The following is a 12,357-nucleotide window of genomic DNA, read 5'->3' as shown; positions in this document are numbered from 1 at the left end:
ACTTATGAAAAATATGCGTCGTTTTTATTCCGTTCCCTACTTTTTTTGGCTGTTATTCTTTGTAATTGCCCCCGTGATTTTAATTGTTTATCAATCTTTCTTTGATATGTCGGGACATTTTACTTTAGATAATTATCGGACCTATCTGACTTCTAGTACTTATTTAAGAATGACTCTGAATTCGGTGGTTTTTGCCTTTTTGATTACCTTATTTACTTTATTCTTGAGTTATCCAACTGCTTATTTTTTGTCTCGTCTAAAACATCGGCAACTTTTTTTACTGCTGGTAATTTTACCGACATGGGTAAATTTATTATTGAAAGCTTATGCTTTTATCGGGATTTTTAGTGCCAATGGTTCAGTCAATGATTTCCTTAGTTTCATTGGGATTGGACCGAAGCAGCTATTATTTACTGATTTTAGCTTTATGTTTGTAGCTGCCTATATTGAACTTCCTTTTATGATTATGCCAATTTTTAATGCATTGGAAGAAATCAACCCTTCATTAATTAGTGCCAGTCGTGATTTAGGAGCAAATAATTTTGAAACCTTTCGGCGAGTGATTTTCCCGCTATCATTAAATGGAGTAAAAAGTGGTGTGCAAGCTGTATTTATTCCATCCTTGTCACTATTTATGCTGACTCGTTTAATCGGTGGCAATCGGGTAATCACTTTAGGAACTGCGATTGAAGAACATTTCTTGGTGACTCAAAATTGGGGCATGGGTTCAACAATTGGAGTGATTTTAATTTTAGCAATGTTTATTGTCATGATGTTAACGGGTGAGAGAAAGCGAGGGCGTAATTAATGAAGAAGAATAAATTTTCATGGGCAAACATTTATTTAATAGTTATTTTTGTTTTGCTGTATTTGCCGATTTTTTATTTAATTTTCTATTCATTTAACGCAGGCGGCAATATGAGCAACTTTACTCATTTTACTTGGGAACATTATCAGAATTTATTTGCTGATAGTCGTTTGATTAGTATTGTGTTGCAAACTTTTGTTTTAGCTTTTTTGTCAGCCTTAATTGCTACAGCGATAGGCACTTTTGGCGCAATGTCAATTTACTATACAAGAAAACGCGGCTCTCGCAATGCGTTATTAGGTTTGAATAATATTTTAATGGTTTCACCGGATGTAATTATCGGTGCCAGTTTCTTAATCTTATTTACGATGTTAGGTGGTTGGATTCGCTCGTTTCAACTAGGATTTTTCAGTGTGCTGATTTCCCATGTGGCGTTTAGTATTCCGATAGTGGTCTTGATGGTTTTACCGAAATTACGAGAAATGAATGATTCTATGATTGACGCAGCAAGAGATTTAGGGGCAAATAATTGGCAAGTTTTAAAAAACATTATTTTACCATTTTTGACTCCAGGAGTGATTGCGGGTTATTTCATGGCTTTCACTTATTCCTTAGATGACTTTGCCGTAACTTTCTTTGTAACCGGAAATGGTTTTACTACGATGTCTGTGGAAATTTATTCGCGAGCCCGTCAAGGAATCAGTTTGGAAATTAATGCCTTATCGACACTTGTCTTTATCTTCTCACTCATTTTAGTTGTAGGTTATTATTTTATTAGTCGCGACAATTCGAAAAAAAGCCGCAAACGCAAACGGGATTTTGAGGAGGTGGCAGTACTGAAATGAGAAAACTATACGCTTTATTCATTGGTGTGATTGGGATCATTTGTATTTTATCGTTAGCTGTTTGGCAAATTAATCGTAGCAGCAATGCTAGTTCAAAGGTCTTAAATATATACAATTGGGGCGATTACATTGATCCAAAATTACTAACTAAATTTGAAAAAGAATATGGCTACAAAGTCAATTATGAAACCTTTGATTCTAACGAAGCAATGGAAGCCAAAATTAAACAAGGTGGTACCGCCTATGATATAGCAATTCCTAGCGAATACATGATTCAAAAAATGAAAAAAGAAAAGTTACTGTTGAAACTAGATCATAGTAAAATTAAAGGACTGGAAAATATCGATGCTCGTTTTCTAGATCAATCTTTTGATGAGAACAATACTTTTTCAGTTCCGTATTTTTGGGGAACTTTAGGCATTGTTTACAATGATAAATTTATTTCTGGTGAAAAAATCCAACATTGGGATGATTTATGGCGGTCAGAATTAAAAAATAATATTATGCTGATTGATGGGGCGCGTGAAGTCATGGGCTTATCATTAGATAGTTTAGGAGACTCCATCAATAGTAAAAATATGAAACAGCTAAATCAGGCAGTAGATAAATTAAATACTTTAACACCAAATGTTAAGGCAATTGTTGCTGATGAAATTAAAATGTATATGGCTAATGAAGAAAGTGCGGTAGCAGTAACATTTTCTGGTGAAGCCGCTGATATGATGGCAGAAAATAGTCATCTTCATTACGTTATTCCGTCAGAAGGCTCCAATCTTTGGTTTGATAATATTGTCATCCCTAAAACATCAAAAAACCAAGCAGGCGCCTACGATTTTATTAATTTCATGCTACAACCAAAAAATGCTGCTCAAAACGCAGAATATATTGGTTACTCAACACCTAATGAAAAAGCACTAGCACTATTACCAAAGGAAATCTCAAATGATCCGCAGTTTTATCCTGATGATGAAACGATTAGCCACTTGGAGGTTTATAAAGATTTAGGCTCAGAGTATTTACAGATTTATAATGATTTGTATTTAGAGTTTAAGATGTATCGGAAATAACATAATCGAAGTATTTAAAACGGCCATAGTTGCCGTTTTTTTTTTGACTAATTATTACGGGAAAATAATCATGTGTTTTTAAAAGAATATGTGATGTTCGCCAAGTACTAATACAGCTTTCAGAAAAATACATTTATAATCTTAAAAAGAAGTGTTTTATAGGTTTAAAAAAAATATTTCAAAGAATAAATAAGGAATTCATCTCATGTATAAACTTTTAGTTTAGTTATTTTAAGATGACGATATGCTATAATCAACCTTCAAAATAATATGAGACTTTTTTTGCAAATTTTGGCTGCAAGATTTGCCATTTTAAATAAAGGGCTTACATTATATAGTTTGATTTGTAAGGAGGAGCATATGATGAGGCAAGAGCGAATAGTTGAATATTTATATCTCCAAGATCAGATTGTTACGCCTCAAAAAATTGCTGATGCATTCGGCATTTCTGAAAGAACCTTAGCGAATGATATTAAACTAATCAACGCTATCGGAAAATCTGCAGGTTTCGCTTTAAAAAGAATTCGAGGGAGTGGCTATCAATTAGTGATTGTCTCTGAAGAAAAATTTCAGAGCTTTTTAACAGATAGTTTTCATGACGAACTAATTGACAGTACTAGTCCAGAGCAAAGGATCAAAAGTAGCTTGATTGTTTTATTGTTCAGCGAAGATTTTATTACTTTACAAGAATTAGCTGATTATCTAGTAGTCAGTTTATCAACTATTAAGACCGATATGAAAAAAGTAGAAGCATTTTGTCAAAAATATCAGTTGAAATTATATAGTAAAGCTCATTATGGATTAAAAATTACCGGCTCAGAAATGCAAAAGCGAAAAGCAATTTTAGACCTACTTAGAAAAAATATAAAACTACCTATGCTGACCGAGAAGTATCAAGAATTCAATAGAATATTTGATGAAGCTGATTTACGAAATTTTCTGCAGCAGCAAATACAGCTGAATCATTTAAAAGTTAGTGATATCGTTTTTGAGAACGTGATGCAGCATATTAAATTATTGAGTTTTCGGATGCTTCAACACAATACACTTTCTGACGAAGAAAATTTTAATTCTCAGATTCAGGATACTTATGATCAATTGACCAAAAATTTGCTTCAGTACTTAACAGATCACTATCAATTAAGTTTTAGTCAATCGGAAAAAATTTATTTGAAAGAACAATTACGAGGAAAGTTTACAGTTTTAAAAAATCAAACTGATAATCATCACCTTGTTGATAAAATACATCAGGCACTGAAAATAATTGATCGTCGTTATCAAACAAGCTTTAGCAGCGACCAAGAATTAGCTAATGCTTTATTGATGCATGTAGCGCCGCTACTGCAACGATTGTATACGGGCCATCAATTGGAAAATCCTTTAATAGAAGATATCTATACTCAATATGCCAATGTCTTTAGTTTGGCACTAACATTTATCGATTTATTAAACGAAGGTTCAGACGTCAAAATTAGTAAAGATGAGATCGGCTACGTGGCAATTTATTTTGCTGCAAGTTTGGAAAAGTATGCCAATCAAGTAGTTGATGATTATCAAAAAATTGCAGTTATTTGTGCAACCGGAGGCGGGGCTTCTTATTTGCTAAAAGTGAATTTGGAACGCTTATTTGCCAAAGCAGAGGTCACTACTTTTGCTTTAAATGAAATTAGTCGAATAGGAAATCAATATGATTTATTGATATCAACTGTGCCGTTAGAAACAGATCAAATTGATTTGCCAGTTATTTTTACTAAGCCGATTTTAAATGCTAAGGATCTTTCTAAAATAGAAAAGGATTTAACGATTTTACGGGAATCACAAAAACATGGCCGAGATGCGAATCAAATTGTGCTGGATCTTTTTAAAGAGGAATGGTTTAGAATTTCTTACGAGAATTCTGATTATTTAACTCTTTTACAAAATGAAGCAGTTAAGTTAGAAAAATTTGAAGTAGCTAAACCGGGTTTTGCTAAGAGTGTACTGGAACGGGAAAATTTAATTGACACAATTTACCAAAAAGGTATCGCTGGCCCTCATCCAATGGAGCAAGGAGCCATAAAAGAAATAATCAATCTCATTTTATTAAAAAATCCACTGAATTATCACGATAAAGAAGTCAAAATTATTTTTTTAATCAATATAAAAAAAGATCATTTAACACTTCATAAAGAAATTAGTCATTTGATGATTCAAATGATGGATGATCCAGAATTAAATAATCAATTAGCAAAAATAAATTCATATAACGAATTTATCACTTATATAAAAAGCTTGATGAAAGAAGGATAACAATATGACCAACCAAGAAATGGACATTTTTAAAATTATTTCGGCGGCAGGAGATTCAAGAGGTGCTGCTTTTGAAGCTTTGCGTTTTGCACGACAAGGGGACTTTACTGCAGCTGATAACAAAATGAAGGAAGCAAAAGAAAAAAGTATCGCAGCTCATGATGTCCAGACAAAATTGATTACTGCAGAAATAAATGGGGATAAAACTGAAACTTCTTTATTGATGGTTCATGCGCAAGACCATTTAATGAATAGCATTTTAGCAAGAGATTTGATTGAAGAAATGATTGAGATGTTACGAGAAAAGTAATAAATAAAAGGAGGAAATATAAATGAAAACGTTATTAGTTTGTGCCGGAGGTTTTTCAACAACCATGATGATGGAGTCCATGAAAAAAGTTGTTAAAGAATCTCAAAAGTTAGAGGAAGCGGATTATCCGATGGAAGCAATCGGAATCGACAAATTGGATCGTTATATCAATGATTACGATGTCATTTTAGTCGGACCACAATTGAGCCATAAATATGAATTTATAAAAACAGAAGCGGATAAAGTGAATAAACCAACTGTGCTTTTGACTTCAGATATCTATGGTTCAATGGATGGAGCGACTGTCATGAAACAAGCATTGGTTGCTTATCGAAAAAATCAAGCGCAAGCATAGGAGGCTAAAAAATGGAAAATCCACAAAAACAAAGTGCATTTGACAAGGTTGAAGGATTTATTCGAAAAACGTTGGTACCAGTTGCAAATAAAGTAGATAACAATCCCTACTTAACAGCAATTAAAAAAGGGATGGTGGTAATGACACCTGTCTTATTATTGGGATCTATTGCAGCAATTTTCCCATCGATTCCTGAATTCATAAAAACGCAAGCGGTTGCAAATTGGTTTGAAACTTATGGCTATATTTTTAGTATTATTTCAAAAGTTTCGCTAGGTCTGGTTGGTTTGTATGCAGTGTTGGCAATATCTTATTTTTTAAGTGAAAACTATAAGCTTTATACAGTCGGCTCCATGATGCTTTCTGCTATTGCTTTTTTAATAGTAGCAATGGATGTTGATGAAAACGGGAATATTATTGCTAGTTATTTAGACTCAAAAGGATTATTTACCGCTATTTTTGTAGCTATTATTTCAGTTAAAATTTATCAATTCTTCACGAAACATAAACTGGTAATTAAGATGCCAGAAGGGGTACCGGATTTTGTCTCCAGCTCTTTTGAATTAATTACGCCAACTGCAACAATCGGGATTTTATTTATTGTCATTCGTGCAGTAACTGATAGCTTATCTGGTGGTGTTTTATTACCTCAAGTAATTATGGATGTTTTAGCACCAGCTATTGGTAGTTTAGATTCTCTTTGGATTATTTATATCGTCTTGGTTTTACGTTTAGTTTTTTGGTTTTTCGGAATTCATTCGGCGGTATTGTCACCAATTTTATCACCAATTGCTGTTCAATATTTATCTGAAAATATTGCTGCTCACGAAGCTGGACAACCGTTGACTCATGTTATTACAAATGGAACGTTATCTGCTTTTGCTAATTTTACCGGTTCAGGCGTAACAATGGGACTGGTTATTGCGATGTTAATTAGCCGATCGGCTCGATATAAAAAAGTTGGTGCGGTTGCTTTACTACCGTCTCTATTCGGAATTAATGAGCCCGTTTTATTCGGGGTACCGATTATTCTAAATCCAGTATTAATGATTCCATTTATTTTTGGAGGCGCCTTTGTGGGAATGTTACCAATGATTGCGATGAAATTAGGATTTTTAAACTTTCCAATTTTTGATCCACCATATGTGCCGATTTTTATGGAAGGATTTTTAACTGGTTTTGACTGGCGAGCAATTATTATTCAAGTGGTTCAAATTGCGTTGTCGTTTGGTTTGTATCTACCATTTTTCAAAGTTTTAGAAAAACAAGAATTGGACCGTGAAGCAGAGAATATTGCTAAATCAAATCAAATAATTAGTGATGAAGATGAACAATATTTAACGGATATTGATTTTTAAACAACCGGGACAGTTTAAAAGCTGTCCTTTTTCTTTTAAAGGAGTGAGTGCATGAATAGCAAGAAAATCCAGTCCCTTTTAGCAGTTAATAACTTGGATGGTCTATTGGTAACAGATAAAGTTAACCGACGTTATTTATCAGGCTTTACTGGATCTAATGGTTTGTTGTTAATTACAGAAAAAGAAAGTCATTTGTTTGTAGATGGTCGGTATACTGAACAAGCGCAGCAGCAAACAAAAGATACAAAAATTTGTGAGATTCCCGTTGGTAGTTCATTAGAGGAATTATTAGCAAAGAAATTTAAACAGCAAACATTTGGTTTTGAGGCACAAACAATTAATTATCAAACTTTCAAACTTTTCCAAACAATTGCTGAGAAAAATATCGGTAAATTAGTACCTACTAATTTTTTAATTGAAAAGTTGAGGATGATCAAAACAGATGAAGAAATCTCTAAAATAAAAAAAGCAGCACAATTGGCAGATGAGACTTTAGCAGAAATCATTCCATTCATTCAAGCTGGTATGACTGAAATAGAATTAGCTAATGAAATTGATTACCGCAGTAAGAAAAAAGGGAGTGATGGTCCAGCTTTTGAAACAATTGTAGCCTCCGGTCAACGAACAGCACTGCCTCACGCACATGCCAGTCACAAAAAAATTTCTGTCAATGAGTTAATCATGATTGATTTTGGCACGATTAATCAAGGTTATTATTCAGACATCACTAGAACATTTGCTTTTGGTCAAGTGTCAGCTGAAATTGAAACGATCTATCAAAAAGTATTAGCTGTTCAAAAAACAGCTATCAAAGAAGTAGTGACAGGAAAGGCGTTTGGTGAACTGGATCAAGAAGCTCGAAACGGATTTGCGGAAGACAGAATAGCTGATTTTTTTAGTCATAATTTAGGTCATGGTTTAGGATTGTCGTGTCATGAATATCCGTCCTTGGCACCTCATGAAACGACTAAAATTGAGAAAAATATGACATTTACGATTGAACCGGGAATTTATTTACCACAGCAATTTGGAATCAGAATCGAAGATGATATTTTGGTGAATAAAGAAGGTACTGCAGAAATACTGACAAAATTTCCAAAAGAATGGATGATGATTGATGAAACTTGCTAATTTATTGATGAAATTGTCAAATTTAGATGCGTTACCAGGACAAGAAGAACAAGTTAGGCTTGCATTGAAAGAAGAAATTCAACTTTCAAGTCAGCAAGATGCCTTTGGGAATTTATATTTTGGCAACCTAACGGCTACTAGAAAAAAGATAGCCATATACGCTCATATGGATGAAGTTGGTTTTTTTGTGCATCGAATTACCGAAGAGGGATTTGTTTATTTTTATCCGATTGGTGGTTGGTGGGGTCATGTGATTTTAGGTCAAACTGTGCGAGCAACTTGTCGAAAAAATGGCTACACGCTGAAAGGTGTGGTGGGAACATTACCAAAAGAAAATCATGATATGAAATCTGTGGTACCAATAAATGAAATGTATATTGATTTTGGTGCTAGTTCGGCAGAAGAATTGATAGCAGCAGGTCTACAAATTGGAGATATGATACTACCAGATACAATAGCTAATTATACTTTTAATCAGCAAAAAATAATCGGTAAGGCATTGGATAATCGTGTAGCCTGTACGGTTATGTCAGAAGTTTTAAATCAATATCAAGGGCAAAATTGTGAGGTGATTGGGGTCGCAACTGTACAGGAAGAAGCCGGCACTCGTGGCTCAAAAGTTGCTGTAAAAAATGTCGATGCTGATCTTAATTTAGTGATTGATGTAGCTAATGGAAAAGACACACCAAAAGCCGCTCAATTTGCCAATCGAATCTTAGGGAACGGTCCGGGCTTAGTTTTAGCTGATCGTACAGCTTTAGGTAATTTAAAATTATTAGATTTTATAAAAGAGATTGCTGAAGAAAAAAATCTTAATTGGCAATATGATTTGTTGGCAGGTGGTGGAACTGATGCTGGTTCAGTCCAACTATTTAATGGCAAACCTACTTTAGTTCTTTGTATTCCTGTGAGATATTGTCATTCATGGCATTCGATAGTTGACTTAAAAGATATCCAAAGGACAATTGATTTGATTTTGGCGGTTTTAGAAGTTTTAGATAAAAGGAGTGATATATTTGAGCAATTTTAAACAGCAGCAGTCTCGCTATGGTACCTATTCGACTCAATGGGATTATGTGCAAGATCGTTTTGGTGAAAAAAATTTGCTGCCATTTTCTATTTCTGATACTGATTTTATGATTCCAGAAGGGACGACGGCAGTTTTAAATCAAGCAGTCAATCGAGGTTTTTTTGGCTATACACGCTGGAATCATTTTGATTTTAAAGAAAGTATAAGTGGTTGGTTTCTTCGACAATTCGATTGTAAAATTGATCCAGAATGGTGCGTGTATGCGCCTAGCATTATCTATAGTCTATCAGTTGCACTTCAAATGTTTAGTCAAGAAAATGACAAAGTCATGACATTGACTCCTTGTTATGATGCTTTTTTTAATTGTATCAAAGAAAATAAACGGGAATTGTTGGAATTTTCTTTAACCAATCAAAATGAATTTTTTACAATTGATTTTAGGATGTTGGCAGAAACAATCGAAAGAGAACGACCATCGGTATTTCTTTTGTGTAATCCACATAATCCAACAGGACGTGTTTTTAATCAAGAGGAATTGACAAAAATAATTGAACTGTGTAACCGATTTAATGTTGCAATTATTAGTGATGAAATTCATATGGATGTTCGTCGACCTGGAAAAACTCATTTACCTATATTAGCTTTAAAAAATAATATAAAAACACCAGTTGTACTGTTATCTTCACCTTCTAAAACATTTAATACACCAGGTTTAGGAGGATCATATGCTATTTTTCCCGATGAACAATTAAGAGAACAATTTCTAGCAATTCTAAAAGGACGCGATGGTCTGTCTTCAATACCTTATTTGGCCTTATTAGCCTTGATGGATTGCTATAATAATCAAGAGGAATGGTTAACAAGGTTAAATCAAACAATTGATGCAAATTTTGACGCATTAAAAAAAGTGCTAGACTCAGATAAACGAATAAAGTTTTTAATCCCTGAAGCGACTTATTTAGGCTGGATTAATCTTGAAACTTTACCTTATTCAATGGATGATCTTCAAGAGGTATTGGTAAAAAAAGAAAAGGTCGCCATCATGCGTGGGGAAACCTATGGTCCAGAAGGAATGAATTATCTTCGTTTTAATCTAGGAGCACCACAGGACAAAATTATTGAGGGAGCTCAGCGTTTGATGAGAAGCATTGCTTATTTAGATATGATCAAAAAATAAACGAGTGAAGTGTAAGTATAAAGCTTACACTTTATTTTTTTGGTTAGATTTTTATAAGTAAGGAAGAAATTCCCTTTAAACTTTTGCTACAATAGTTTTAAAGAATGAAAAATTTGGAGGTTGTCATGAGTAAAATACTATTGTTAGAAGATGATCAAAGCTTAAGTAAAGGAATTCAGCTAAGCTTGAAAAAAGAAGGCTATGAAGTAATAATTTGCTCTACCATTGTAGCCGCTAAAAAGGTATTCTTTGAACAAAGTTTTAATCTATTGATTAGTGATATTACTTTACCTGACGGCAATGGCCTGGACTTTTGTCAAGAAGTTCGTCGACATTCAAATATTCTGATATTAATATTGACCTCACATAAAGAAGAATATGAAATTGTTTCCGGTTATGAACAAGGTGCAGATGATTACGTTACTAAACCTTTTAGTTTAATGGTTTTGATTTCAAAGATTAACGCTTTATTCAAGCGAGTTCAAAATAATCGTGGCAATATTTTACATTCAAACGATTTAACACTCAACCCAGCTGAAATGAAAGTGACTCTTGGTGATGAAGTGGTGGTTTTAAGTAAAACAGAATTGCAATTATTATTAATATTTTTGGAAAATCCTCAACAGATTTTGTCACAAGAACAATTGTTGGAAACTATTTGGGATACAAAAGAAGGTTACATAGATAGAAATACGATTCCTGTTAATATTAGCCGTTTGCGACAAAAAGTTGGAAAAGAAAATATAAAAACAATTCGAGGGGTGGGCTATTTATGGGTAAACGCAGTTCAAAGATCTTAATAATCAGTCTGCTAATATTGCTTTTTAGTGGTGGATTATTGTTTTGGAACTATCAGTCTTTTCAAACGGGATTTCGTGAAAACCAGGCTTATTTATTAGGAAAACTGATTGAAGAAAGTAGTTTGTCAGAAGAACAAGTAATTCGTATTGTTAATCAAGAAACTGATGAAGCACAAATAGAGACAGGTCAGTTATTATCAGAAAAATATGGTTTGCTAAACAAAGAAACAACTCAACAAAATTTGATTCAGAAATATACAATCAAAAATCTGCTAATTACTATTACAACAGTGTTTTTATTGATTGGTTTTTTTATTTTTCATCTTAAAAGGCTAAGAAAAGAACAGATTTTAGTGGATAATCAATTGACTGAACAAACAGAGGCTATTACGTTAACTCAATTGCAGCTTCAAAAAAAGTCTAAAGAAGTTGACGATATTAAATCCAGCATAACTGAAATTGCTCATCAGTTAAAAACGCCAATTTCTTCTTTGAAATTAAGTATGGAGATTGCCCTTTCTGAAAATTATTCTGTAGATGAGCGGCAAGATTTTAAGAAGCAAGCTGAAATACAAATAAATAAGCTAGATTTGATGTTAGATGGTTTGGTTAAAATCTCTCAATTAGAGGCAGATTTAATTTCGTTAAGCCCTCAACAATATAGTTTGGAAAAGTTATTAGAAAAAGTTGTCAACGGTTTGATTATGTCGGCAATTGAAAAGAAGATTGAGATTGAAGTCATTCAAACTGAAGCTATCGATATTTTTGTTGATATCAAATGGACACGGGAGGCTCTAGGAAACATTTTAGAGAACGCTATAAAATACTCACCAACTGACTCAAAAATACGTATTCGCTGTTCTAGTTTAGTCAAATACGCCTTAATAGAAATAATTGATCAAGGTCCAGGGATTGCCAAAGAAGAGTTAAGTCTAATTTATCAACGTTTTTATCGCGGTCAGCAAACAGTTGAAACAGAAATTGAAGGTTCAGGGGTTGGCTTATTTTTAGCGCGGAAAATTATTGAAGAACAGCATGATGCTCTCATGGTGAAAAATCAATATCCTCAAGGTTCAAATTTTCAAATAACCTTGCCTTTAATTAAATAGTTTCTTACAGTTCTGTTATCTAGATTGAAAGCTGATTGAAAGCTTTCTTTTTTATACTTGTAGTAAGAGATAGGAAAG

The 12,357-nt window shown here is 33.4% G+C and carries 12 protein-coding genes; all 12 read left to right on the top strand.

What is annotated here, in order from left to right; all coding sequences use genetic code 11:
* Positions 1 to 4 precede the first annotated feature (4 nt).
* The 12 genes from ID741_RS14085 to ID741_RS14030 all read left to right on the top strand — a co-directional run bounded on the left by ID741_RS14085 (position 5) and on the right by ID741_RS14030 (position 12,279).
* Positions 5 to 808 carry an ABC transporter permease gene (locus ID741_RS14085; protein WP_218324543.1) on the top strand — a complete coding sequence of 268 codons (804 nt, stop codon included), beginning with the start codon at positions 5 to 7 and terminating at the stop codon, positions 806 to 808.
* Positions 808 to 1,653 (top strand): ABC transporter permease, encoded by an 846-nt coding sequence (locus ID741_RS14080; protein ID WP_438720367.1) that lies wholly within the window; start codon positions 808 to 810, stop codon positions 1,651 to 1,653. Before ID741_RS14085 ends, ID741_RS14080 begins: the two co-directional genes overlap by 1 nt.
* Positions 1,650 to 2,720, top strand: coding sequence for an ABC transporter substrate-binding protein (locus ID741_RS14075; RefSeq protein ID WP_438720366.1), 1,071 nt, complete (start codon positions 1,650 to 1,652; stop codon positions 2,718 to 2,720). Before ID741_RS14080 ends, ID741_RS14075 begins: the two co-directional genes overlap by 4 nt.
* Before the next feature lie 360 nt (positions 2,721 to 3,080).
* Complete coding sequence (locus ID741_RS14070) at positions 3,081 to 5,009, top strand: BglG family transcription antiterminator (protein ID WP_438720365.1); 1,929 nt, start codon at positions 3,081 to 3,083, stop codon at positions 5,007 to 5,009.
* 4 nt (positions 5,010 to 5,013) lie between these two features.
* On the top strand, positions 5,014 to 5,319 hold the full coding sequence (locus ID741_RS14065; RefSeq protein WP_218324546.1) for a PTS lactose/cellobiose transporter subunit IIA: 306 nt from the start codon (positions 5,014 to 5,016) through the stop codon (positions 5,317 to 5,319).
* Between the two features lie 22 nt (positions 5,320 to 5,341).
* Positions 5,342 to 5,674: a PTS sugar transporter subunit IIB gene (locus tag ID741_RS14060; protein ID WP_218324547.1), complete on the top strand. Its 333-nt coding sequence runs from the start codon at positions 5,342 to 5,344 to the stop codon at positions 5,672 to 5,674.
* A gap of 11 nt (positions 5,675 to 5,685) precedes the next feature.
* Complete coding sequence (locus ID741_RS14055; RefSeq protein ID WP_438720364.1) at positions 5,686 to 7,032, top strand: PTS sugar transporter subunit IIC; 1,347 nt, start codon at positions 5,686 to 5,688, stop codon at positions 7,030 to 7,032.
* Between the two features lie 51 nt (positions 7,033 to 7,083).
* The gene (locus tag ID741_RS14050) at positions 7,084 to 8,163 is read left to right on the top strand and encodes a M24 family metallopeptidase (RefSeq protein WP_218324549.1); all 1,080 of its coding nucleotides are present in this window, start codon (positions 7,084 to 7,086) and stop codon (positions 8,161 to 8,163) included.
* Complete coding sequence (locus tag ID741_RS14045) at positions 8,150 to 9,193, top strand: M42 family metallopeptidase (protein ID WP_218324550.1); 1,044 nt, start codon at positions 8,150 to 8,152, stop codon at positions 9,191 to 9,193. Before ID741_RS14050 ends, ID741_RS14045 begins: the two co-directional genes overlap by 14 nt.
* Positions 9,180 to 10,370: a MalY/PatB family protein gene (locus tag ID741_RS14040; protein WP_438720363.1), complete on the top strand. Its 1,191-nt coding sequence runs from the start codon at positions 9,180 to 9,182 to the stop codon at positions 10,368 to 10,370. Before ID741_RS14045 ends, ID741_RS14040 begins: the two co-directional genes overlap by 14 nt.
* A gap of 125 nt (positions 10,371 to 10,495) precedes the next feature.
* Entirely contained in the window at positions 10,496 to 11,170 is a 675-nt protein-coding gene (locus ID741_RS14035; protein WP_438720362.1) for a response regulator transcription factor, read from the top strand.
* Entirely contained in the window at positions 11,143 to 12,279 is a 1,137-nt protein-coding gene (locus ID741_RS14030) for a sensor histidine kinase (RefSeq protein ID WP_438720361.1), read from the top strand. Before ID741_RS14035 ends, ID741_RS14030 begins: the two co-directional genes overlap by 28 nt.
* Positions 12,280 to 12,357 lie beyond the last annotated feature (78 nt).

It is taken from the genome of Enterococcus sp. AZ103 (assembly GCF_051714685.1).
In the GTDB taxonomy this organism is placed as follows: domain Bacteria; phylum Bacillota; class Bacilli; order Lactobacillales; family Enterococcaceae; genus Enterococcus_A; species Enterococcus_A alishanensis.
The sequence above is the reverse complement of the archived record's forward strand: the minus strand, read 5'-3'. Positions and strand labels throughout refer to the sequence as shown.